The sequence below is a fragment of the Taklimakanibacter lacteus genome (assembly GCA_003576695.1).
Classification (GTDB): Bacteria; Pseudomonadota; Alphaproteobacteria; order Rhizobiales; family Aestuariivirgaceae; genus Taklimakanibacter; species Taklimakanibacter lacteus.
The window spans coordinates 38687-60544 of the sequence record QOZQ01000012.1 but is presented as its reverse complement, the minus strand read 5'-3'; the positions used below and the strand labels follow the sequence as shown (position 1 = coordinate 60544).

Sequence of the window (21858 nt, the reverse complement as noted above, 5' to 3'; positions counted from 1 at the left end):
TTTTATTTATGTTCTCAGGTACTTAGACCGTTACATTGCAGGCCGGCATCGCCAATGTCCGGACAGAAGAGATGAGCTATCATTAGATTCCTTCCATCCCCTTCACGGGAGAATGAGCTGCTTGGGCCTACTCCAAGGAGTGCCCAAGGAAGGTCGCGCAGGGCCCGCTGATCAGGACAGCCGGTCTTTCCGCGTCGACATCACTACTTTGCCGCCACTCCAGAATGGCGAAGGGCCGCTCGGGGAGTCGCAACAAGGTGATTACCGCGACACGCCGAAAGGCGATGCCCGAAGCAAGTTTCACCTTCACATCGATGGCAAATGCCTTGCGCGGCGAGAGCGTGGTCGGAAGTCGTCCATTTTCCGCTGCAGAGGATGGCGATACCTCAACCAAGCCCCTGAGCTTTTCGGGTGCGACGGAAGGATCGATGCCCTCCTGAAGCGAATAGACCGTGAAGAGCGATTCAAGCTCGGAAAGATCGGCAAGAGTTTCCGGAATGGCTTGCGCCATCTCGTCGATGGATTGAAAGGCGGCGTTCTTCAGGCCGGGGCCATGAGCGACAAGGCCGATCTCCTCTCCGCCACCATCGAATCGAGTTTCGTCCTGATCACGAAAATCGACGATCGCCTCGGAAACCTGCTCGGCCTGAGCGACGCCCAGCCGGCTCAGTACGCCCGTCAGGACGGCCGGCGATGTCTGGTTGAGATCGATGAGTCCCGCCTGGTCCTGCAGCACAATGACGGCTTGAATATTTTCATCCACGGCACAGGAAACAGCCTGCCCACTCGCGGGCAACAGAACCTGTCTCGTGTCTGACGGCCGCATTTGCGCCAGCTGATGCCCGATCGCTCGAACCATTCCATCAGCCAGCACCTCAACCTGATAGGCGTAAGTGAGATTTGCTTGTGACTTGACATGAAGGCGGGTTGAAATTGCGAAGGTCGTGGAAATGACCGCAAGCAACCCCGCGATCCAGATCACGGAGAAGAGAACGAAGCCATCTCGGCTGCTCCGACTCACATTCATCACGTATGTATAATCCAACCAGACGTCATAGACGACATCGGTCGCATCAGGGCATAGGTATTGGCCGTCGCCTAGGCGAGCACGCCGCCGCTATCTGCTCGCTCATCGAGACCGCCAAGCTCAACAGCCTCGATCCCGAAGCCCAACTGCGCAACGTCCTCGCTTGCATCGCTGATCATAAGATCAACCGCATCGGTGACCTGCTGCCGTGGAACTGGGCAGCTATGGACGCTTGCGCAGGTCAGTCGGAGCATGAAATAGATTGTTCATGGTGACGAAATCACAATTATTTTCGAAACACCTTTCGGAGTTTTGAAAGCAGCTTGTTTCCCCGAAGTCCTCCATCATTCCCTTCTTCGTCCACCAACTTCAAAAAAGCGCGAGATTCGCGAACTCGCCGCTTTGCAATCAAACGCCTGTCACGAGCCAGAGCCGATGGGCGATTAAGAATCTGGCTCTCAAGCCGACAAACTTCCTCCTCTTCGGAAGTCTTTTCACCGCCCTTTCCCAACACTGAAAAAGTACTCAGGGGCCGTTCCGATACCAACCGGTCGTGGGCCTCAGCCAAATTGGGAGGGCTCGAAGCCAGCTTTTCAATCTCTGTCTTTAACTCGGCAAAGCTAGAGACGATCGACTGATTCAATCCCGCGCTATCCAACAATCCTTGAATTTTCCACGAGTTGCTAGCCAATGGAACGAAAGGAACCTTCGCAAGGATAGAAAGATACATCGCGTGGTGTCGACCTGTTACAATCATCCTCGCGGTTCTCAGGTTTTGAACGGCACTTCGCCACGTATTTCTTACTTCACTGCCGTGAATCGGAAAGAAACGGTAGGGTGAAAGTAGAGGCGCACTTGCCAAGAGGCGAAGAGAGGCCACACCTACATCCGCATCTCGGATCTGCACCCAGTCCGTGACGACGAGATTGTCACAAAAATCAACGCTCAGACGGCTGTCAAATTTCGCCTCAAGTATCGAGTCCGGTGAGTAGCTGCACCTAATTCCTCGGGACCGCGCATATGCCAAGGAGCGCTTGTCTCGGACAGAGAAGGCATCGAAACGATTGATGACTTCAGGATCGATATCTATTTCCTGAAACAAAGCATTGACCAGGAGCGACGCCTTTCCTTTCTTTTTCGCGAGATCGAGCAGCGCTAGATATTCAATTCCCTTGTTGTGATGTATCGTTCCCTCGCCGTTCACAACGACGGCATCGACCGATTCGATGCGCTCCGCTAGTTCGCTGTCGCGAGCCAATGCGGACATGGTTTCCGTCCATGTCGATCTCGCAAACCGGGCAAGCTCACCAACGAAGTAGCGGTGCTCGACACGATGACCGGCTCGCCCAAGCATGCGTGCGTGACCGTCAGATACGCCTAAACAGCCAATGTGAGACTTCGTTCCCGTATCGTTGCAAAGGAGGACTTTCATGGGTAATCTCTTGCTTGAATAGGGTGCTCGATTATCATCGACTTGCTCATGTGTCCAAAAATTATCCTTTCCGGAACCCGCAATGAAACCTGCCGTTTTTATCCACACCAATGACAAGCAGATGGTTGGCGCGATCGTCGGCCGCCATTCCCTGAAGCGCAATTCCGCCAGACCGGACGCTTTCGACGTCCGCATCACCCGCCGGGAAGATTTTCCTTTTTTTGACGCGTTCGAAGGCCGGAAGTTCCTGCGCGCCGGCGGCTGGCGGACCTGGAAGAACGACGATCTGCAGTCCTTCACCCCGGTGCGCTTCATGCCGCCCGAGCTCATGGCCTATCAGGGCCGCGCCGTGGTCATCGATCCGGATGTCTTCGCCGCCGGTGACATTAACGGCCTGTTCGAGCGCGACATGGGGGGCAAGGCCGTCATGGCCCGCCCCCGCCAGGGCCACAATGGCCGCAATGACTATATCGCCTCCAGCGTCATGCTGCTCGATTGCGCCAAGCTGCCGCATTGGAATGTCCGCCAGCAGTTCGACGACCTGTTCGCCGGCAAGCTCGATTATGAGGATTGGATCGTTCTCGCCAGGGAGCCCAGGGACTCGATCGGCTTCCTCGAGAACGAATGGAACGACTTCGACCGCCTGTCGCCCAAAACGCAGCTCGTGCACATGACCAAGCGCCGCACCCAGCCCTGGAAGACCGGCCTGCCGATCGATTTCACCAACCGCATTCCCCTGATCTCGAAGCTCCTGCCCGAGAACGGCATCAGGCTGTGGGGGCGCTACAAGAAGCACCCCGATCCGCGCCAGGAGGCCTTCTTCTTCGCCCTCCTCAAGGAATGCGTGGAAACCGGCCAGATCTCGCGCAAGGAGATCGAGACCGAGATGCGTCACAACCACGTCCGCCATGACGCGCTGACGCTGATGGACCGCACCGCCCCGCTCGATGCCGTCATGGGCGAGCTGCGCAAGGCCGCCTGATACGGATTGCGATGGAACGCCCCGCGCATGACGCCGAGGCCGCCGGGAAGCTTGCCGCCCTCATCGCTGAGCGGATGGCACGGATCGGCGTCATCGGCATGGGCTATGTGGGCCTGCCGCTGGGCGCCGCCATAGCGACGGCAGGCTATCGCGTCACCGGCTTCGATATCGATCCCGACAAGGTCGCCGCGCTCAATGCCGGCCGCTCCTATATCGCAGCCGTCGCCGATGCCGACCTCGCCCGCTTCGTCGCCTCCGGAAATTTCCATGCCAGCGCCGATTTTGGCGAGCTCGCCCGATGCGACGTCATCGTCATCTGCGTGCCGACGCCCTTGACCAAATACCGCGAGCCCGATCTTTACTATGTCGAGGAGACGGCCCGCACCATCGCGAAAACCCTGCGGCCGGGCCAGCTCGTCGTGCTCGAATCCACCACCTATCCCGGCACGACCGATGAAGTGGTGCGCCCTTTGCTCGAGGCCACCGGCCTCAGGTCGCGGCATGATTTCTTTCTCGGTTTCTCGCCGGAGCGCGAGGATCCGGGCAATCCCCATTTCGGCACGACCACCATACCCAAGGTCGTGGCCGGCGATGGCCCCGATGCGCACGACCTGATGGCGCTCTTCTATGGTTCGGTGGTGAAACAGGTCGTTCCCGTTTCCACCAACGCCACGGCCGAGGCGGTCAAGCTCACCGAGAATATCTTTCGCGCCGTCAATATCGCGCTCGTGAACGAGCTCAAGGTCGTCTATGACGCCATGGGCATCGATGTCTGGGAAGTGATCGACGCCGCCAGGACCAAGCCCTTCGGCTTCATGCCCTTCTATCCGGGACCGGGACTGGGCGGGCACTGCATCCCGATCGACCCCTTCTATCTCACCTGGAAATCGCGCGAATATGAGCTGCCGACGCGCTTCATCGAGCTCGCGGGCGAAATCAACACGAGCATGCCGCGCTATGTGATCGGCCGCCTCGCCGAGGCCCTCGACCGCAGGCTCGGCCTGGCGCTCGGCCAGGCCCGCATCCTGATCATCGGCCTCGCCTACAAGAAGGATGTCTCCGATATCCGCGAGAGCCCCTCCTTCAAGCTCATCGAGCTTCTCGAGGAGCGCGGCAGCAAGGTCGCTTTCCACGATCCCCATGTGCCGGTGATCCCGGCGACCCGCGAGCATGCGGCGCTCAAGGGGCGCAAATCCACGGATCTGTCGGCGGCAGCACTTGCCGGCTTCGATGCGGTGCTGATCTCGACCGATCACACCGCCATCGACTATGAGCTGATCAGCCGCTCCGCCCGGTTGATCGTCGATACGCGCAACGCCTTCGGCCGGCGCGGCCTCAAAAGCGAGCACATCGTCAAGGCGTGATCGCCTTTACGACCTTGCGGCCGATGCTGTGATAGGTGAAGGGCGTTCTCGCGATGTCGGCGGTGGAATAGAGATTGCGCAGGTCGATCATCACCGGCGCCTTCATGACGCCGGCAAGCTTCGCGAGATCGAGGCCGCGAAACTCGTTCCATTCGGTGAGCACGATCACCGCATCGGCGCCCTCGGCCGCCTCATAGGCGTTCTGTGCCCAATCGATGCCGGCAAAGGCCGGCGTTCCATTCGCCTTGACCACCGGATCAAAGGCGACGACGGAGGCTTTGGCCGAGGTGAGCGCCGGCACCAGGTCGAGTGCCGGGGCATCGCGCAGGTCATCCGTATCGGCCTTGAAGGCCAGCCCCAGCACCGCGATCCTCTTGCCGGCCAGCGATCCCCCCAGCATGCGTTGCACGCGGTCGAAAAGCCCGGCCTTGCGCTTGTCATTGGCGCCGACCACCGCCTCGATGAGGCTGAACGGGGACCCCGCCTCGCGCGCCGTGGCGGCGAGGGCGCGTGAGTCCTTGGGAAAGCAGGAGCCGCCGAAGCCCGGCCCCGGATGCAGGTAGTGATGGCCGATGCGCTTGTCATGGCCGATGCCCTGGGCAACGACCGCGATGTCGCCGCCGACTTTCTCGCACAGATCGGCAAGCTGGTTGATGAAGGCTAGCCGCATCGCCAGATAGCCATTGGCGGCATATTTGATGAGCTCGGCCGATTCGAAATCGGTGAACAGCAGCGGCGCCCCGGTCACCGTGATCGGCTGGTAGATCTTGCGCAAGGTCTCCTGGGCGCGCTTCGACTCGCTGCCGACGACGATGCGGTCGGGGCGCAGGAAATCATCGACCGCCGATCCTTCGCGCAGGAATTCCGGGTTGGCGGCCATATCGAATTCCACATCGGGCCGCGCCGCCTTTATCCGCGCCTTGAGCATGCGCGCCGTGCCGACCGGCACCGTCGATTTGGTGATGATCACGCTATACCCGTCGAGCGCCGCGGCGATCTGGTCCGCCGCCTGCTGCACATAAGCGAGATCGGCGGCATCATCGCCGCGCCGTGTCGGCGTCGAGACCGCGATGAACACCGCCTCCGCCCCGGCGACGGCCGATTTGAGGTCGCCTGTGAAATGCAGCCGGCCGGCCCGCTGATTGGCATGCACGAGCGTGTCGAGCCCCGCTTCATGGATGGGCATGCGGCCGGCATTGAGATCATTGACGCGTCTTGCGTCCTGGTCGACGCAGAACACATCGAAGCCGAATTCGGCAAGACAAGCACCGGAAACAAGCCCGACATAGCCTGCCCCGATCACCGCAATCTTCATGGCAACCGCCTCGCTTTTTCCGGGCTTTCAGGCCGGATCAGATGGTTTTCATTCCGACTAGACGAGGCCCGGGAGGTGCGCAAGCCTTGATCGGCTGCTGCCTGGCCCCCGAGGCTTCCCCCCTTTGCCGCGATCGACTATGTGATTGTGCTGCCCGGGCGGCACGGCCGCGGACGACAGATGAGGTGAGGCGCCAGGATGGACCGCGTTGGATCGATAGTCGAAACGCTTCGAACGATGCTCGAAAGTCCCATAACGCTCGTGATGATCGTGATGACGTTCTTCCTGAGCATGTGGCGGGGATCATGGTGGATGCCGGCGATCGTGGCGCTGGTCGCGGATGGCGTTTCAGCCCTGATCCTCTACAAGCACTGGCAGCGCGTGGGCATCGATGTGGGCACGCAGATCTGGCAGGGCGCTCTCCTGTTCGCCGCCTACACCTATTTCGTCTATGCGCTTGTCCGGCTCGTCATCGCTGTCCAGGGCAATCTGCGAAAGGACCGGTAAGGGAGCTCCGATAAGTATCGGAGATGGTACAGCTGCCTGGCCTCGAACCAGGGACCTTCGGATCCACAATCCGACGCTCTAACCAACTGAGCTACAGCTGCACAGGCTCCAAAAACGGAGCGCAACCTAGTCCGAAGCCTGGCGCAATTCAAGCCCGCCGGACAGGAAAAAGGCCTGCTCGCATGAGCAGGCCTCTTCTGCGGAAATCGGCTCGCGATCAGGCGGCGATCGTCTTGCCGAGATCGCCGAAAGACTTGATGACGCCCTCTTGCACCGGCTTCACCGTTTCCTGGGCCAGCAGCACCGAAAGCTCGTTGAGCTCGCTCGCCTGGCGCGAAAAGGCGGCGAACTGGTCGCGCGCGAATTCCTGGTGCAGCGCCATGAGCGCGGTCGGGTCCTTCACCGCGAAAGCCTTGCGCACGAAGGTGAATGCGGAATTCATGTTGATCTGGGCGATTTCCATCGCCTTGAGCTGGATATCGGCGGTCCGCGCCTTGAAGGCGCCGGCGGCCGCGTCGAAATACTGCATGTTCGAATGGGCGAGGTCGCTCGCCTTGTCGAAGGCGGCCTGTGCCTGATCGACCGACTTCTGGGCGAATTCGGTGACCTCGGCCGGCATCTCGGCAGCCGTCGCGACGACTTTCAGCTTCTTGCTCATGTCACAACTCCTTGTCGGCAGGCCAAGGGGCCGCCAGTGACCGTCTCCTGCAAGATAGTCAGAGCCTTTGTGCAGCGCAACATATTTTTGCGACGCAGCAAGAGCCTGTGGAGAACAGGCATTCCCCGGATGAAACCAAGTGAGTCGCCCGGTAGACTTGGAGCACAACCGTTAAGCTTAACAAATGATTGATGAATTGTAACCATTTAGCATTGGTTTATAAACAAATTGGCCGATCTCGCGATTCTGCGGGACAGGCTTCAGGGAGGGGCTGCCGGCGGAAGGCCGGCGGCGCGATATGGTGAGTCAGGCGGTCCAGCCATCGCTCGAGGATTTACGGGCCTTGCCCCAGCCCTGCTGGCTGTGGGACAGCGAGCGGGCGCGCATCGTCTGGGCCAATAGCGCGGGAATAGCCTATTTCGGCGGCGAGACCCTCTTCGATCTCCTCGACCGCCCCTTCGACCGCGCCGAGCCCGGGGTGGAGAATCTGGGGTCCCTGGCCCGCCGGCTGAAGCGCGACGAGCTGCGCAAGACGCTCCTGCATTTTCCCTCGACCGGCGCTTTGACGCCCCTTGCCTGCCAATGCGGCCTGCATGCCTTGCCGGATGGCCGCACCGGCATTCTCATCCGGGGCCTGGCGCAGGCCGAGGAGACGGCCGGCCAGCCGGGCGAGCTGGCGCGCGCTTTCAGCGACCTGCCCTTCCCCGCTTTGCTCCTGGCGCAGGGCACCGTGACTTTCGCCAACACCGCCGCCGAGCGCCTGTTCTCTGCCGAGCAGCGGCGCTTCACCCATCGCCTTCTGGGCGGGCCGGACTCGGCACAGGAATTCCTCGGCCGCGTGGCGGCGGCCGGCACGCTCGGCATGACCAGGAAGCTCGACACGCTCTATGGCGAGCGCGAGATCCGCCTCACCGCCCGGCAGATGCCGGCCGAAAAAGGCGAAGACCCTGCGGTGCTCCTGATCTGCGAGGACGTGACCGACCGGCGCGCCCTCGAACGTCGTCTCGGCACGCCGTCGGGTGCCGCGCCGGCGCCCGTTCCCGCGAAGAGCGAGCCCGCGCTCTCGCCCCAGGACGCCCATACCTTCGAGGCGCTGGGCAAGTCGATCCGCGCCGACAGGCTGCAGGCCGTCAAGCCGGTACAAGTGAAGGTCCAGGCCGTGCCGGTGCCCCTGCCCGGCCTGCCGCCGGTGGTCACCCGCAAGATCGACAGCTTTGCCCATCCGGTCATCATCGTCCAGGACGACAAGATCCACTATGCCAATCCCGCAGCACTCAGGCTTCTGCGGTTCGAGACGGTCGACAGCCTGAAGGAGCGGATCGCCTTTTCCGGCCTGCCGCCGCGCGGCGTCAGCGCCGCGAAGCTCGCGACCGGCGATGGCGGCAGCCTCATGGTCAATCTCACCGCCCTGCCCATTGCCTGGCGCAGCGGCCCGGCGCTGCAGGTGACGCTCGCCGAATTGCCGGAAGCGATGGAAGCCCCGGCTGAGCCGGCCGCGGCTCAACCTCAGGCACCGCCGCCCGCTCGCGCCGAGCCTGTCCCGGCGCGCGCGGCATTTCCGCCGCCCAAATCCGCCATCGCAAGCCAGCCCCTCAAGCGCGAGGAGCCGAAGAGCGAGATCATCGCCACCTTGCCGAAGGCCGAGCCGCCGCCCGATCCCGTTGCCGCGGCACCGGAGCCCGCTCCGCCGCAGCCGGTCCGGTCGGAAGCCGTCGCCGCGAGGCCCGTGACGGAAACCGGCCACGACGCGGATCACGCCGAAGAGGATGAGGAGCTGCGCAACATCCTCGACACCGCCGCCGACGGCATCATCACCCTCGACGGCGCCGGCAATATCCGCACCTTCAGCGCCGGCGCCGAGGCCATTTTCGGTTACCGCATCGCCGAAGTGCTCGAGAAGCCTCTGGCGACCTTGCTCGCCCCGGAGAGCCGCCGGGTGCTGCGCGATTATCTGTCCGCCCTCCAGGGGCCGGGCCTCGCCACCGTCTTCAATGACGGCCGCGAGGTGACGGCGGTCGTCAAGCAGGGCGGCGTGGTTCCCCTCTTCCTCACCATCGGGCGCCTGCACCGCGCGCGTGAGACGGGCGCGGCCTTCTGCGCCGTCTTGCGCGACATCACCCAGTGGAAGCGCACCGAGGCCGAGTTGCGCGAGGCCAAGGACGCCGCCGAGCAGGCGAGCCGGCAGAAATCCGAATTCCTCGCCAAGATCAGCCACGAGCTGCGCACGCCCCTCAATGCGATACTGGGCTTCTCGGAAGTCATGCGCATGGAGCGCTTCGGCGAGATCCGCAACGACAAGTATCGCGGCTATGTGAACGACATCCATGCCAGCGGCGCGCATCTGCTCTCGCTCATCAACGACCTGCTCGATCTCTCCAAGGTCGAGGCCGGCAAGCTCGAGCTCAATTTCACCTCCGTGGCGCTCGGCGAGATCATCGACCAGGCCGTCAAGATGGTGCAGGAGCAGGCGACCGCGGCGCGCGTCATCCTGCGCCGGACCATTCCCAATGACCTGCCGAATGTGGTGGCCGATCACCGCTCGATGAGCCAGGTGATGCTCAACTTGCTCAGCAACGCCATCAAGTTCACCGATCCGGGCGGCCAGGTCATCATCTCGGCCCAGCTGACCAGGGCCGGCGAATTGAAGCTTCGCGTCAAGGATACCGGCCTCGGCATGACCGATGCCGAGATCAAGGAAGCGCTCGAGCCCTTCCGCCGCATCACCACCGATGGCCGCAACGTGCCGGGCACCGGCCTCGGCCTGCCGCTCACCAAGGCGCTCGCCGAAGCCAACCGCGCCCAGTTCGAGATTTCGAGCGAGCCGCGCAAGGGCACGCTGATCGAGATCACCTTCCCGACCACGCGCGTCCTCGCGGTTTGACCACGCATCTCCCTCTCCGCGCGCAGCGCGGGGAGGGTGGCCGCCCAAAGGGCGGACGGGTGGGGTCTGTCAGCCGGGAAGGATTCGACGATTGGACTCAACGCCGGAGGGATCTCGCTTGTGTAGACACCCCACCCGTCGCGCGTTCCGCGCGCCACCCTCCCCGCCTGCGGCGGCGGAGGGAGAATCGCTCGCGGTTCAACGCCCATGATGGCACCGCAATTTGAACGAGCGCGCTTGCTCGGTGTGGCCATCCAGCACGCGACCCATGAGCTCATGGAGCCGATCGACCGGATAGAAATGGGCGCGGGCACGATCGTGGTGTGGGCGGGAGATCGGTCTCTCACCGTGGCGTACCGCTACGCGAACAGCCACGCGCCGGACGGCTCGCCAATGCCGGGCTCCGGCCAATGGGTGGTCGAGACGGTCGCGGTCCGATAACCCCACGCCCATTGACGGGGCCTGACCGGGAACCTAGCCTTCACCTAGGGGAAGTTGCGCGATGGACAGCATTCCACTGTGGCGCTGGTTCCTGAGCCGGACGGGGCTCGGGCGAGGCGGGCCGCGCCGATGGATGATCCTCGGGCTTGCTGTGGTGCTCGTGCTGCTCGGCCAATGGCTGGCCAGCGTCTCGCCCAAATCGCTGGAAGACTTCGCCTGGAAAATGGTCGACGATCTGGGCCAGATCCAGCCTTTCGTTCTCGTTCCGGAATTCTTCCGGCAGTTGAGCAGCTGCGACAATCCTTATGGTTGCGACTGGACTCTGCTGATCAATCCGATCCGCTATCCGGTGACCGCCTTCACCACCTTGCGCGACATCCTGTCCGCGAGTTCGGATATTGCCCTGGGCGTCTTCGTCCTGGCGCTTGCCGTCGGCGGGATCACGCTTGTCCTGCTGTGGAAACGCCACGTCAAGCGCAACGAGACCGACTGGCATATTCTGGACATCGCGGCTTTGTCCGCCCTCCTGCCCTTCGCCGTCAGCCTGACCGCGCTGGCCCTGCAGATCCTGGCGATCGGGCTCTTCTGGCTCTTCGGATCGCTGATCGGCCTCGTCCTGTTCCTGCTTGGCACATTCGGCTGGCTGTTGTCCGTCATCGGCTTTCTGCGCCAGGTGCAGGGCACCGCCGATAGACTCGACACGATCGCCAACACCGTCATCGGCGCGCCCACGCCGCCGCATGATCCCAAATCATGATTGCGCAAGGATGCAATCTCCCTCCGCCGCGCGCAGCGCGGGGAGGGTGGACGCCCGCAGGGCGGACGGGTGGGGTCTCTCAGCCAGAAGGCGGTCGACGATTTGAGCACTCGGTCGGAGGGATCTCCCCCTTATAGACACCCCACCCGGCGCGCGTTCCGCGCGCCACCCTCCCCGCCTGCGGCGGCGGAGGGAGGCATTCAGCTCCTCAGCTCCGCCAGATCCTTGTAAAGCTCCAGCGCCTCCGGATTGGCCAGCGCTTCCTTGTTCTTCACCACCCGGCCATGCACCACATCGCGCACCGCGAGCTCGGTGATCTTGCCGGATTTGGTGCGCGGTATGTCCTTTACCGCGACGATCCTCGCCGGCACGTGGCGGGGCGACGCGCCCTGCCGCACCTGCAGCTTGATCGCATTGACCAGCCCCTCGTCCAGCACGGCCCCCTCGCGCAGGCGCACGAACAGCACGATGCGCACGTCATTGTCCCAGTCCTGGCCGATCGCCAGCGCCTCGATCACTTCGGGGATGCGCTCGACCTGCGCATAGATCTCGGCCGTGCCGATGCGCACGCCGCCCGGATTGAGCGTCGCGTCGGAGCGGCCATGGATGATGATGCCGCCATGCGCCGTCCATTCGGCGAAGTCGCCATGGCACCAGATACCGGGGAAGCGCGCGAAATAGGCATTGTGGTATTTCTCGCCCCCCTCGTCGTTCCAGAACCTGACCGGCATGGACGGGAACGGCCTTGTGCAGACGAGCTCGCCCTTCTCCTGGCGCACCGGTCTGGCGTCATCGTCATAGACATCGACCGCCATGCCCAGCATCGGCCCCTGGATCTCGCCGCGCCATACCGGCGACCAGGCATTGCCGCCGACGAAGCAGCCGCAGATATCGGTGCCGCCCGAGATGGAAGCGAGATGCAGGTCGCGCTTGACGTCCTGATAGACGAAGTCGAAGCTTTCGGCGGCGAGCGGCGATCCGGTCGAGAACATGGTGCGCACGCTCGAGAGCCTGTGCGTCTCGCGCGGCTTGAGGCCCGACTTCTTCACCGCATCGATATATTTGGCGGATGTGCCGAACAGCGTCATCCCCTCTTCATCGGCATAGTCGAACAGCACGCGTTCCGAGGGCGCGAAGGGCGAGCCGTCATAGAGGAGCAGCGTGGCCCCCGTGGCGAGCCCGCTCACCAGCCAGTTCCACATCATCCAGCCGCAGGTGGTGAAATAGAACAACCTGTCATCGGCCTTCACGTCTGAATTGAGGATCAGCTCGCAGAGATGCTTGAGCAGCGCATTGCCCGCCCCATGCACGATGCATTTGGGAATGCCGGTGGTGCCCGATGAATAGAGGATATAGAGCGGGTGATCGAAGGGCAGTTGCGCGAATTTGATCGGCTCGAGCTCCTTGCGCGAAATATAGTCCTCATAGGCGACGGCGCGCGGGAAGGTGCGGGAGATATCCGTCGCCTGGCCGATATAGTCGATGATGATCGTCTCCTCGACGCTCGGCAGCTCCTTCAGCACCGCGGCGACCTTGTTGGCGATCGGGATGGTCTTGCCGTTGTAGTAATAGCCGTCGCAGGCCACGAGGAAGCGCGGCTTGATCTGGCCGAAGCGGTCGAGGATGCCGCGCTCGCCGAAATCGGGCGAGCAGGACGACCAGATGCCGCCGAGCGAGGTGACGGCCAGGAACGCGACGATGGTCTCCGGCATGTTGGGCACGATGGCGGCGACACGGTCGCCGGGCTTGAGGCCGGCCTTGGCGAAAGCATGATGCAGCCGCGCCACCGCATGATTGAGCTCGCGCCAGCTCATCGACTTTCTGACCTTGTCCTCGCCGCGGAAGATGAGCGCCGGCGTGTCGTCGGATTTCCTGAGCAGGTTCTCGGCATAATTGAGCCTGGCTTCCGGAAAGAACCTGGCGCCCGGCATCTTGTCGCCATCGGCGAGCACCACGCTGCCGCGCCGCGAGGCCTTCACCTGGGCGAAATCCCACAAAGCCCCCCAGAAATTCTCCACCTGCTCGGTGGAGAAGCGGTGAAGCTCCTGATAGGTGCCCAAGGGGCCGGAATGCCCCGCTTTCACGAGATGGGCGCTGAAAGCCGCCAGATTGGCCCCGGCTTTGCGTTCGGCGCTGGGTGTCCATAATGGCTCGGCCTGCGACATCGATTTCTCCTCCTCGCGCGGTGATTGGCCCCAATCACGACAATCTGACCTCATAAGCATGTCCATCCGCGACAAGCCAGATGCGGGATGGCACGATCATGCCGTATTTCCATGCTCCCAAGGCCCCGAATGGACCTGCAAGTCAACTCTTGACTTGCACGCCGTAATTTCCTGCAAGGAGCGGAATGCGCAAGACCATCCTCATCGCCCTCGCCGCCACCGCCTTCATCATCGTGGCGGCCGGCATTCTCGTGACCAGCCGGATCAGGACGGTGTCGGCTGACCTTGCGCAACGTCTGGAGACCCAAACCGGCATCAGGCTCGCCACATCGGGCCTGCCCGGCGTTTCCTTCTGGCCGCGTTTTTCCGTCTCCTTCGGCAATGTCGTGATTCCCGCCCCCAGCGGCGCATCTTCCGCCACCTTGGCCAATATCGCGACGCTGCGCGTCGTGCCGGCCGACGGCCTTCTGGGCTTCGGCGAAAATGGCATCGCCGAGATCGTTCTCGAGGAGCCCAGCATCGATCTCGCGGTGGGTGCGGATGGGCGCGCCAACTGGAACTATGGCGCCAGGCCCGGCGAAGGCGAGCCGGACGGCATCCCGCTTCGCATCGTCAATGGCCGCATCGCCTATCTCGACGAGAGAAGCGGCGCCGCACAGGTCTTCGCCAATGTCGAGGCGACGGCCTCGCTCGCAGGCCCCGCCGATGAACTGAATGCCAGGGGCGCCTTCGTCTGGAACGAACGGCGCGCCACCTTCACGCTGTTCCTGAAATCGCCGCAGCGCGTCGCCGAGGATGGCTCGCCCACCGATCTCACCTTGCAGGCGCCGGGCTTCAATTTCCAGTTCTCCGGCCGCACCGCGCTCGCCAAAGGCTTCGAGCTCGATGGCCAGAGCGAGATCAAGGGCACGGATCTGGGGCTTGCCGCCTCATGGTTCGGCGCCGGCCTGCCGGAAGGCATGAACGGTGCCCGCTTCGAGCTGGCGGGAGCCGTCGACTCTTCCGCCCAGGGCCTTCTTTTCGCCAATGCGCAGTTCACGCTCGACGACATGCGTGGCCAGGGTGATGTCGGCATGATCCGCGGCAAGAACCGGCCCAGGCTCGAGGCGCATGTCAATGTCGGCACCATCGATCTCAGCCGCTACGGCGCGTCACCTGGCCCGGCGAATGCAGCCTTCCTGTCGGCGCCCTGGTCGCAGGCCCCCCTCGATCTTTCCGCTTTGCGCACCCTCGATGCGGCGCTCGATGTCACCACCAATGCCTTCGCCTATGGCGCCTTTCGCACCGGCCCCACCCAGATGAAAGTCGCCTTGAACGACGGCGTTCTCGATCTCAAGCTCGCCCGGGCCAGCTATGTGGAAGGCACGCTCGATCTTGCCCTCAATGTCGACGGCAAGTCCGAAACGCCCGCCCTCCAGTTCAGCGTCAATGGCGAAGGCCTCGCCGCCGACAAGGCGCTGAGCGCTTCACTTGGCTTTGCCGACCTGCAGGGCAAGCTGTCGCCCAGCCTGGCGCTGACGGCACGCGGCAGGTCGCTCGCCGAAATGATCTCCACCTTGAAGGGCCAGGCCTCGTTCCGCGTGGTTTCTGGAAATCTCACCGGCGTCGATCTGCCCGCGGGCTTCGCCAAGGTGGCGACCGAAATCCTCAAGGGTTGGAACCGCGACGATCGCGCGAACACCGCCTTCGACGCTCTGTCGGCGACCTTCTCGATCGCCGATGGCATCGCCGCGACCAGCAATCTCATTTTGACCGGCCCCGCTCTGACCTTCAACGGCAAGGGTGAGATCGACCTGCTGCGCCAGGCGCTCGACCTCAAGGTCGATCCGCAGCTTCCCGTCACCACGGGCGCGGACACGACGGCGCAATTCGCCAAATTCCCGGTGGCCATCCACGTCAAGGGCCCATGGACGGCGCCGCAGATCTATCCCGACATGCCGGGCATATTGGAAGACCCGGCCGCCGCCTATGCCGCCTTGCGCAAGCTCGGCCTCGGCTCGACGGATTGATGGTGAAAAGCACCGGATGTCGCTTTTCCTCCTTCCCCCTTGCGGGGAAGGTGGCGCGCAGCGCCGGATGGGGCTCGCGCAACGAGCGAAGTCCTCCCCGATTGATGCGCCCCGCCATTCTTGGCAAACTGGTGCTCTGATGATCCGTATCCAGGAAGCTCCCTTCGATGCCGCCGCCGAATTGCGGCAGTTCCAGTCCGCCAATCGTGCAAGCGGCGCCACGGTGATGTTCATTGGCACGGTGCGCGAGCTGAGCGAGGGCCGCGAGATCGATGCCATGACGCTCGAGCATTATCCCGGCATGACCGAGAAGGCGCTCGCCGAGATCGATGCCGAAGCGCAGAAGCGCTGGCCGATCGCGGCAAGCCTCGTCATCCATCGCCATGGCCGGCTGCTTCCGGGCGACGACATCGTGCTCGTCATCACCGCTTCGGCCCATCGCCAGGCCGCCTTCGAGGCCTGCGAGTTCCTGATGGACTGGCTCAAGACCAAGGCGCCCTTCTGGAAGCTCGAGGCGAGTGACGGCGAGACCCGCTGGGTCGATGCCAAGGACAAGGACGACCAGGCGGCGCGGCGATGGGATCGCCGGCACCAGTAGCCTATCGCCGCTATCGCAGGTCCTGGCGCCGCGGCCCGCCGCGCCCGCCCCGGCCCTTGTGGCGCAGCCTCCTCGATATCGTGATGTTCATCGTTGCCGCGTGTCTCGTCCTGCTGGCGATCCGCGCCTTCAACCAGATCACCGTCACGCCGGGCACGGCCGACATCATCGATGGCGATTCCTTCCGGCTCGGAAAGGACGAGATCAGGCTCAACGGCATCGACGCGCCGGAATACCGCCAGACCTGCCGCGACGCGAATGGCCGCGACTGGAATTGCGGCCGCGAGGCGGCGCGGGCCTTGCGCAATCTCGTCGCCGGCAAGACCGTCGACTGCACCGGCCTCGATGCCGACCGCTATGGCCGCCTTGTCTCGCGCTGCCGGGTCGGCGATCTGACGCTCAACGCCGAGATGGTCCGCCTCGGCTGGGCCATCGCCTATACGCGCCACAGTGCGGCCTATGTGAAGGAAGAAGCCGAAGCCCGCCGCGACAAACGCGGCATCTGGCGCGGCACATTCGATCTCCCGGAAGACTGGCGCGCCGCCCACCGCGCCGATATGAGCGATGGGCCGCATGACTGAATCCCCTCGCCCCGCTTCAGCGGGGAGAGGGAGGGGCCCATTGCGCAGCAATGGGAAGGTGAGGGGCCTGCGGGGAGTTGGATTCGAGTCTTCGATCAAGCAGATGGAGCAGCATTGCTACGCCCGTTGCCCCTCACCCTTCCCACCGCTGCGCGGTGGGCCCCTACCCTCTCCCCGCTGCGCTACGCTTGCAGGGCGAGGGTGATCACTCCCCCTTCGACGCCGCCGTGAACACCGCCAATTGCGCCGCGAACGCGCTTCTATAGGCGGGCCGTGCCTCACCGCGGGCGACATAGTTGGCGATATTCGCATATTCGTCCAGGATCCCTGAGCTTCTCAGCCTGAGCAGCACCGACACCATCAGGAGATCACCGGCGCTGAAGCCGCCATCGAGCCAGTCGGCATCGCCGAGGCGGCGGGAAAGCTCGCCCAGCCGCTTGCGCACATTTTCCCTGAGACCCGGCAGGCGCTCACCGTACCAGGCCTTGTCGCGCTCGAGCAGAGCAGCCATGGAGAGTTCGACGATCGGCGGTTCGACCGTGGCGAGAGCGGCAAACATCCAGCTGATGGCGCGCGCCCGGGCATGGGCGTCTTCGGGCAGCAGGCCCGCATGGCATTCCGCGATATGGAGCACGATGGCGCCCGACTCGAACAGCGCGAGATCGCCCTCTTCATAGGTCGGGATCTGCCCGAAAGGATGAAGCGTCAGATGCGCCGGCTCCTTCATCGCCTGGAATGAAACCAGACGAACGTCATAGGGCTGGCCCACTTCCTCGAGCGCCCAGCGAACGCGCATGTCGCGCGCCAGTCCCCGGCCTCTGTCGGGTGAGCGTTCGAAGGCGGTGATGGTGGGAGTCATTGCAGGACTTCGGATGGCCGCATGCCTCTATCCGATGCGCTTGCTGAACAGGGAAATGCTGCGCAACGCATAGATGAACAGGATGGCGAGCGTCGGCCACTGGAACCAGTATTCACCTTCCGTGAACATGTTGATTCCGAACAGGAAGGCGATCAGCGTCAGGGCGGTCGCGCTGTTCGCGTAGAAGCGGAGCAGGCGCGCTTCCTTCTGCGCTTCGGGCGTCAAGGCCTGCGTCGCCGGCGCCTTGGGCGCCCTGAACAGGAAGATGCTGCGCAGCGCATGGAGGAGCAGGATGACCAGTGCCGGCCACTGGAACCAATGCGGGCCGCCTGAGAACATGTTGATCGCGAACACAAGAACAATCAAAGCGCCGGCGATCACGCTGTTGATATAGAAGCGATGCAGCCTTGCGCCGCTCGCTTCACCTGGCGCTGCGATCGCGGCAGGCAGCGGATCAGGCACTGACGGTTGCGCCACCTCTCCGCCATGCGCGAGCACCACGCGATAGACCGGCACTTGCGTGGCCATGTTCTTGACCGCCTGGGCGCCGAGCGAATCGAAGCTCACCGAGAGCTTGTCCTTCACATGATCGAAGACGGTTCCCGAGATCAGGATCCCGCCCGGATCGGCCATGGCCTGCAATCTTGCCGCGACATTCACCCCGTCTCCGAACAGGTCATGGCCGTCGACCATCACATCGCCGAGATTGACGCCGATGCGGAACCACATCTGCCGGTCGGGGCTAAGCGCCGCATTGCGTTCGGCGATCAGCCGTTGCGTCTCGACCGCGCATTCGACCGCCCTGACCACGCTCGGAAACTCGGCCAGGATGCTGTCGCCCGCGGTGTTCACCACCCGGCCCCGATGCTGCGCGATCCGCTCGGCGGTCAGCTCGCGATAGGCCTTCAGCGTCGCGAAGGTGCCGCCCTCGTCCTGCCCCATCAGCCGGCTGTAGCCCACGGCATCGGCCGAGAGGATGGTGGTGAGCTTGCGTTCGGCGGATTGGTTCATCGATGCCCCTCATCGTCTTGTCAGACCATCTATGGCTGCAGTAAGCGGGAGGCAATGGTGCTGCCAGAGAGGATTGAACTCTCGACCTCTCCCTTACCAAGGGAGTGCTCTACCACTGAGCTACGGCAGCGCCGCCGCGCCTTATGACGCCTAAAGCTTGTCGGATCAAGGGGGTTTTGGAACCCTTGTGCCCCTTCCCCCATTGTCGCAGTGCTGGGGAACGGAAAGGCAGGATGCTCATGGCCAGATGCGACGTCTGCGGCAATGACTACGATAAATCCTTCCGCGTCACCCAGGCCGGTCGGAGCATGACCTTTGACAGCTTCGAATGCGCCATTGCGGCCATGGCGCCGCATTGCGAGCATTGCGATTGCCGGATCATCGGGCATGGGCTCGAGGATGGCGACGGACGGATGTTCTGCTGCGCCCACTGCGCCAAAGAGGCAGGTGTCGGCGCCCTCAAGGACCGCACGGCCGAAACCGCCACCGCCGGACCTTGATCCTCGCCGGCTGTTGACTTCGCGGACGGCAAGGGTGTGGGATTTGGGAAATGTCATGATCCCCGGAATTTCGAGCCGCCCGCGCCTGTTCTCCCGCTTTTCACTGCAGAAGCCCTCTAAGGGCAGGAAACTCTTCAACAAAACTCGCTTTTTTCACCGGTGAACAGGCTTGGTTCGATCCGTCCGGCACGCCCTCGCGACGAAAATATACCGGAAGAAGCGGAGAATATTCCGGGCGGCAAGACCGTGCCGGAGGCCATGACAAGGGAGCGGATTTCCCTGCTCCCGCACAGGGGCAAAATTTAACAAGCTGATATCCCTGGACTTTCTGCACCGCTCGCTTTTTTTGGGAAAATTCCCTGTAATTCCCTGTAAATCCCTGTATCGGGGCTGGGCTGCGCCCCACGGGCCCATAGGCTATTGTTCCTGGCATCAGCGGGACCAAGTCCTCGCCAGGGAGGATTGAAATATCTCCTCGACAGCTCCCCCGGGCCTGTTCAAGCATTCGCCATGGCCAAACCGCCGTCCAAGCCTGCCAAACCACCCGACCGTTCGGCCCGTCTCGCTGCGGCGCTCCGGGCCAATCTCAAGCGCCGCAAGGCGCAAGCGAAGAGCCGGGCGGCCGCAAACCCGCGCCCCGGCGAGCCGAAAAACGGCTAGGGTTGCCCTGACCCTGCCATTTATGCTTGTTAGGCCGCTCCCAGGGATGCCGGCGCGGCGGCAGACTCTGTTTTGGGGAAAATTTCAGAGGAAATTGAACGAGATGGATCGCATCCGGATCAGAGGCGGCAACACGCTTAACGGCACCATTCCGATCAGCGGCGCCAAGAACGCGGCCCTGCCCTTGATGATCGCCTCGCTCCTGACCGATGAGACCCTCACCCTCCACCGCGTGCCCCGCCTCGCCGATGTCAGGCTCCTGCAGCGCATCCTCGGCAATCACGGCGTCGATATCACCGTTGCCGGCAAGCGCGCCGGCCAGAACGGCTATGACGGCGAGACGATGCGCATCTCCGCCAGGACGATTGCCGACACGACGGCGCCTTACGAGCTCGTCTCCAAGATGCGGGCGAGCTTCTGGGTTCTGGCCCCGCTTCTCGCCCGCTGCGGCGAGGCGCGCGTGTCGCTGCCCGGCGGCTGCGCCATCGGCACCCGCCCGGTCGACCTCCACATCCTCGCCATGGAGAAGCTCGGCGCCGAGATCACCATCGACAGCGGCTATGTGGTGGCCAGGACACCGAAAGGCTTCATCGGCGGACATATCGCTTTCCCGAAAGTATCGGTGGGCGCCACCCACGCCGCTCTCATGGGCGCCGTCACCGCCAAGGGCGAAACGATCATCGAGAATGCGGCGCGTGAGCCCGAGATCACCGATGTCGCCGACTGCCTCGTCAAGATGGGCGCCCGCATCGAGGGCATCGGCACCGCGACGATCAGGATAGAGGGCGTGCCCCGCCTGCATGGCGCCGAGCATGCCGTGATCGCCGATCGCATCGAGACCGGCACCTATGCCATGGCGGCGGCCATGACCGGCGGCGATGTCACGCTTTCCGGCGCCCGCGCCGACACGCTCTGCGAGGTGATGACGATCATGCGGGCCTCGGGCGTCGACGTCGAATCCACCAATGACGGTTTGCGCATCAAGCGCAATGGCGCAGGCCTCGCCCCCATCAAGGTCGAGACCGAGCCCTATCCGGGTTTCCCGACCGATCTCCAGGCGCAGCTCATGGCGCTCACCACCAGGGCCAGGGGCACCTCGATCATCCGCGAGACGATCTTCGAGAACCGGTTCATGCATGTGCAGGAGCTGGCCCGCCTCGGCGCCGATATCCATCTGCATGGCGACACGGCCGAGATCCGCGGCGTCGAGCGCCTCACCGGCGCCCAGGTCATGGCCACCGATCTCCGGGCCTCCGTGTCGCTCGTGATTGCCGCTTTGGCGGCCGAAGGCGAGACCACGCTCCACCGCGTCTATCACCTCGATCGCGGCTTCGAGACGCTCGAGGAGAAGCTCAAGGCCTGCGGCGCCGAAATCGAGCGCCTCTCGGGCCACTAGCATCGGACCGAACAGAGATCACCATGTCCCTGCTCAAGCTGACAGCCCTCGACGCGGCCGATCTCGAGATCATCTCCGCCCATATGCAGGATGCGGTCATCACCCTGGGCGATATCCGCTTCCTGAAGGCGTCCGGCAAATTCGCGCTCATCGCCAACCGCTTCATCTGGCAGGCGCAGAAGCCGCCTTATGAGCGCCGGCGCACCGGCCTCTCCTTCGATCGCGTGCTCTCCGCCAGGTCGCAGCGCATCCGCCAGGGCGCCGATGACGCCATCCTGTCGCTTCTCTCCATCTCCTTCACGCCGGACGAGGAGCCCTCCGGCACCGTCGTCCTCACCTTTTCGGGCGGCGGCGCCATCCATCTCAAGGTCGAATGCATCGAAGCCCGCCTCGCGGATCTGGGCCCTGCCTGGGAAACGCCCAACCAGCCTTCGCATGATCGGTGAATGAAATCTCCCTCCGCCGCGCGAAGCGCGGGGAGGTGGCGCGAAGCGCGGGGAGGTGGCGCGAAGCGCCGGGTGGGGTCTTCCCACCGGGAAGTATTGAACGATTGGCCTGAACAGCATGCCAAATATAGCTTGAGAGATATTCCTTGCGGAGAGACCCCACCCGACGCGCGTTCCGCGCGCCACCCTCCCCGCCTCTCGCCTTCGCGAAGCCGAGGCTTCGCTTCGGCGGAGCAAGGTCGGCGGCGGAGGGAGAGCCAACTCTGTCT

General features: G+C 63.5%; 20 protein-coding genes, 2 tRNA genes and 1 pseudogene. 14 read left to right on the top strand and 9 right to left on the bottom strand.

Annotated features, from left to right (window positions below; genetic code table 11):
• Positions 1 to 127: 127 nt before the first annotated feature.
• Positions 128 to 1030 (bottom strand): type II secretion system protein GspK, encoded by a 903-nt coding sequence (locus DT068_RS22620; protein WP_162914384.1) that lies wholly within the window; start codon positions 1028 to 1030, stop codon positions 128 to 130.
• A 71-nt stretch (positions 1031 to 1101) separates the two neighbouring features.
• On the opposite strand from DT068_RS22620, the pseudogene DT068_RS22615 reads away from it, so the two are divergent.
• Positions 1102 to 1302: pseudogene (locus DT068_RS22615) on the top strand (transposase domain-containing protein); the annotation flags it as partial.
• 11 nt (positions 1303 to 1313) lie between these two features.
• On the opposite strand, the gene DT068_RS22610 reads toward DT068_RS22615, so the two are convergent.
• A complete protein-coding gene (locus tag DT068_RS22610) occupies positions 1314 to 2459 on the bottom strand; it encodes a polysaccharide pyruvyl transferase family protein (protein ID WP_162914383.1) in 1146 nt (381 codons plus the stop codon).
• A gap of 82 nt (positions 2460 to 2541) precedes the next feature.
• Between DT068_RS22610 and DT068_RS22605 the strand changes: the two genes are divergently transcribed.
• Positions 2542 to 3441 carry a hypothetical protein gene (locus tag DT068_RS22605; protein WP_119392165.1) on the top strand — a complete coding sequence of 300 codons (900 nt, stop codon included), beginning with the start codon at positions 2542 to 2544 and terminating at the stop codon, positions 3439 to 3441.
• An 11-nt stretch (positions 3442 to 3452) separates the two neighbouring features.
• Positions 3453 to 4805, top strand: a complete 1353-nt coding sequence (locus tag DT068_RS22600; RefSeq protein ID WP_119392164.1) for a nucleotide sugar dehydrogenase — start codon at positions 3453 to 3455, stop codon at positions 4803 to 4805.
• On the opposite strand, the gene DT068_RS22595 is transcribed toward DT068_RS22600, so the two are convergent.
• Positions 4795 to 6120, bottom strand: coding sequence for a UDP-glucose dehydrogenase family protein (locus DT068_RS22595; RefSeq protein ID WP_119392163.1), 1326 nt, complete (start codon positions 6118 to 6120; stop codon positions 4795 to 4797). The genes DT068_RS22600 and DT068_RS22595 overlap by 11 nt on opposite strands.
• A 273-nt stretch (positions 6121 to 6393) precedes the next feature.
• Here DT068_RS22595 and DT068_RS22590 point away from each other — a divergent pair, with 273 nt between their 5' ends.
• Positions 6394 to 6627 carry a hypothetical protein gene (locus DT068_RS22590; RefSeq protein WP_162914382.1) on the top strand — a complete coding sequence of 78 codons (234 nt, stop codon included), beginning with the start codon at positions 6394 to 6396 and terminating at the stop codon, positions 6625 to 6627.
• A gap of 24 nt (positions 6628 to 6651) precedes the next feature.
• Here the strand turns inward: DT068_RS22590 and DT068_RS22585 are convergent.
• Positions 6652 to 6728: transfer RNA gene (locus DT068_RS22585), tRNA-His, on the bottom strand.
• Between the two features lie 116 nt (positions 6729 to 6844).
• On the bottom strand, positions 6845 to 7285 hold the full coding sequence (locus DT068_RS22580; RefSeq protein WP_119392161.1) for a phasin family protein: 441 nt from the start codon (positions 7283 to 7285) through the stop codon (positions 6845 to 6847).
• 343 nt (positions 7286 to 7628) lie between these two features.
• Here DT068_RS22580 and DT068_RS22575 point away from each other — a divergent pair, with 343 nt between their 5' ends.
• From DT068_RS22575 to DT068_RS22565, 3 genes are all read left to right on the top strand, one after another.
• Entirely contained in the window at positions 7629 to 10166 is a 2538-nt protein-coding gene (locus tag DT068_RS22575; RefSeq protein ID WP_162914381.1) for a PAS domain S-box protein, read from the top strand.
• A 207-nt stretch (positions 10167 to 10373) separates the two neighbouring features.
• On the top strand, positions 10374 to 10607 hold the full coding sequence (locus DT068_RS22570) for a hypothetical protein (RefSeq protein ID WP_119392159.1): 234 nt from the start codon (positions 10374 to 10376) through the stop codon (positions 10605 to 10607).
• 61 nt (positions 10608 to 10668) lie between these two features.
• Positions 10669 to 11364: a hypothetical protein gene (locus DT068_RS22565; protein ID WP_162914380.1), complete on the top strand. Its 696-nt coding sequence runs from the start codon at positions 10669 to 10671 to the stop codon at positions 11362 to 11364.
• A 200-nt stretch (positions 11365 to 11564) separates the two neighbouring features.
• Here DT068_RS22565 and DT068_RS22560 read toward each other — a convergent pair whose 3' ends face one another.
• Positions 11565 to 13529: an acetoacetate--CoA ligase gene (locus tag DT068_RS22560; protein WP_119392157.1), complete on the bottom strand. Its 1965-nt coding sequence runs from the start codon at positions 13527 to 13529 to the stop codon at positions 11565 to 11567.
• Between the two features lie 185 nt (positions 13530 to 13714).
• Here DT068_RS22560 and DT068_RS22555 point away from each other — a divergent pair, with 185 nt between their 5' ends.
• The 3 genes from DT068_RS22555 to DT068_RS22545 all read left to right on the top strand — a co-directional run bounded on the left by DT068_RS22555 (position 13715) and on the right by DT068_RS22545 (position 16717).
• Positions 13715 to 15538 (top strand): AsmA family protein, encoded by a 1824-nt coding sequence (locus DT068_RS22555; RefSeq protein WP_119392156.1) that lies wholly within the window; start codon positions 13715 to 13717, stop codon positions 15536 to 15538.
• A 139-nt stretch (positions 15539 to 15677) separates the two neighbouring features.
• Complete coding sequence (gene moaE, locus DT068_RS22550; RefSeq protein WP_119392155.1) at positions 15678 to 16136, top strand: molybdopterin synthase catalytic subunit MoaE; 459 nt, start codon at positions 15678 to 15680, stop codon at positions 16134 to 16136.
• Positions 16115 to 16717, top strand: a complete 603-nt coding sequence (locus DT068_RS22545; protein WP_119392154.1) for a thermonuclease family protein — start codon at positions 16115 to 16117, stop codon at positions 16715 to 16717. The genes moaE and DT068_RS22545 overlap by 22 nt, the downstream gene beginning before the upstream one ends.
• A gap of 205 nt (positions 16718 to 16922) precedes the next feature.
• Here the strand turns inward: DT068_RS22545 and DT068_RS22540 are convergent, their stop codons facing one another.
• The 3 genes from DT068_RS22540 to DT068_RS22530 form a co-directional block, all read right to left on the bottom strand.
• Positions 16923 to 17576, bottom strand: a complete 654-nt coding sequence (locus DT068_RS22540; RefSeq protein ID WP_119392153.1) for a glutathione S-transferase family protein — start codon at positions 17574 to 17576, stop codon at positions 16923 to 16925.
• Positions 17577 to 17603: 27 nt separating this feature from the next.
• Entirely contained in the window at positions 17604 to 18587 is a 984-nt protein-coding gene (locus DT068_RS22535) for an adenylate/guanylate cyclase domain-containing protein (RefSeq protein ID WP_119392152.1), read from the bottom strand.
• Between the two features lie 55 nt (positions 18588 to 18642).
• Positions 18643 to 18717, bottom strand: a tRNA-Thr gene (locus DT068_RS22530).
• A gap of 109 nt (positions 18718 to 18826) precedes the next feature.
• On the opposite strand from DT068_RS22530, the gene DT068_RS28140 reads away from it, so the two are divergent.
• The 4 genes from DT068_RS28140 (at position 18827) to DT068_RS22515 (ending at position 21589) form a co-directional block, all read left to right on the top strand.
• A complete protein-coding gene (locus DT068_RS28140) occupies positions 18827 to 19087 on the top strand; it encodes a metallothionein (protein WP_162914379.1) in 261 nt (86 codons plus the stop codon).
• A 510-nt stretch (positions 19088 to 19597) separates the two neighbouring features.
• Positions 19598 to 19747, top strand: coding sequence for a hypothetical protein (locus DT068_RS28135; RefSeq protein WP_162914378.1), 150 nt, complete (start codon positions 19598 to 19600; stop codon positions 19745 to 19747).
• Positions 19748 to 19850: 103 nt separating this feature from the next.
• Positions 19851 to 21143 carry a UDP-N-acetylglucosamine 1-carboxyvinyltransferase gene (murA, locus tag DT068_RS22520; protein WP_119392150.1) on the top strand — a complete coding sequence of 431 codons (1293 nt, stop codon included), beginning with the start codon at positions 19851 to 19853 and terminating at the stop codon, positions 21141 to 21143.
• Positions 21144 to 21166: 23 nt separating this feature from the next.
• A complete protein-coding gene (locus DT068_RS22515; RefSeq protein WP_119392149.1) occupies positions 21167 to 21589 on the top strand; it encodes a DUF2948 family protein in 423 nt (140 codons plus the stop codon).
• The last annotated feature ends 269 nt before the right edge of the window (positions 21590 to 21858 follow it).

Bases quoted from the DNA above. Each gene is read 5' to 3' on its own strand.
- DT068_RS22610 (WP_162914383.1), bottom strand. From the start codon at position 2,459: ATGAAAGTCCTCCTTTGCAACGATACGGGAACGAAGTCTCACATTGGC.
- DT068_RS22605 (WP_119392165.1), top strand. From the start codon at position 2,542: ATGAAACCTGCCGTTTTTATCCACACCAATGACAAGCAGATGGTTGGC.
- DT068_RS22600 (WP_119392164.1), top strand. From the start codon at position 3,453: ATGGAACGCCCCGCGCATGACGCCGAGGCCGCCGGGAAGCTTGCCGCC.
- DT068_RS22595 (WP_119392163.1), bottom strand. From the start codon at position 6,120: ATGAAGATTGCGGTGATCGGGGCAGGCTATGTCGGGCTTGTTTCCGGT.
- DT068_RS22590 (WP_162914382.1), top strand. From the start codon at position 6,394: ATGACGTTCTTCCTGAGCATGTGGCGGGGATCATGGTGGATGCCGGCG.
- DT068_RS22580 (WP_119392161.1), bottom strand. From the start codon at position 7,285: ATGAGCAAGAAGCTGAAAGTCGTCGCGACGGCTGCCGAGATGCCGGCC.
- DT068_RS22570 (WP_119392159.1), top strand. From the start codon at position 10,374: ATGATGGCACCGCAATTTGAACGAGCGCGCTTGCTCGGTGTGGCCATC.
- DT068_RS22565 (WP_162914380.1), top strand. From the start codon at position 10,669: ATGGACAGCATTCCACTGTGGCGCTGGTTCCTGAGCCGGACGGGGCTC.
- DT068_RS22560 (WP_119392157.1), bottom strand. From the start codon at position 13,529: ATGTCGCAGGCCGAGCCATTATGGACACCCAGCGCCGAACGCAAAGCC.
- DT068_RS22555 (WP_119392156.1), top strand. From the start codon at position 13,715: ATGCGCAAGACCATCCTCATCGCCCTCGCCGCCACCGCCTTCATCATC.
- moaE (WP_119392155.1), top strand. From the start codon at position 15,678: ATGATCCGTATCCAGGAAGCTCCCTTCGATGCCGCCGCCGAATTGCGG.
- DT068_RS22545 (WP_119392154.1), top strand. From the start codon at position 16,115: ATGGGATCGCCGGCACCAGTAGCCTATCGCCGCTATCGCAGGTCCTGG.
- DT068_RS22540 (WP_119392153.1), bottom strand. From the start codon at position 17,576: ATGACTCCCACCATCACCGCCTTCGAACGCTCACCCGACAGAGGCCGG.
- DT068_RS22535 (WP_119392152.1), bottom strand. From the start codon at position 18,587: ATGAACCAATCCGCCGAACGCAAGCTCACCACCATCCTCTCGGCCGAT.
- DT068_RS28140 (WP_162914379.1), top strand. From the start codon at position 18,827: ATGGCCAGATGCGACGTCTGCGGCAATGACTACGATAAATCCTTCCGC.
- DT068_RS28135 (WP_162914378.1), top strand. From the start codon at position 19,598: ATGGCCAAACCGCCGTCCAAGCCTGCCAAACCACCCGACCGTTCGGCC.
- murA (WP_119392150.1), top strand. From the start codon at position 19,851: ATGGATCGCATCCGGATCAGAGGCGGCAACACGCTTAACGGCACCATT.
- DT068_RS22515 (WP_119392149.1), top strand. From the start codon at position 21,167: ATGTCCCTGCTCAAGCTGACAGCCCTCGACGCGGCCGATCTCGAGATC.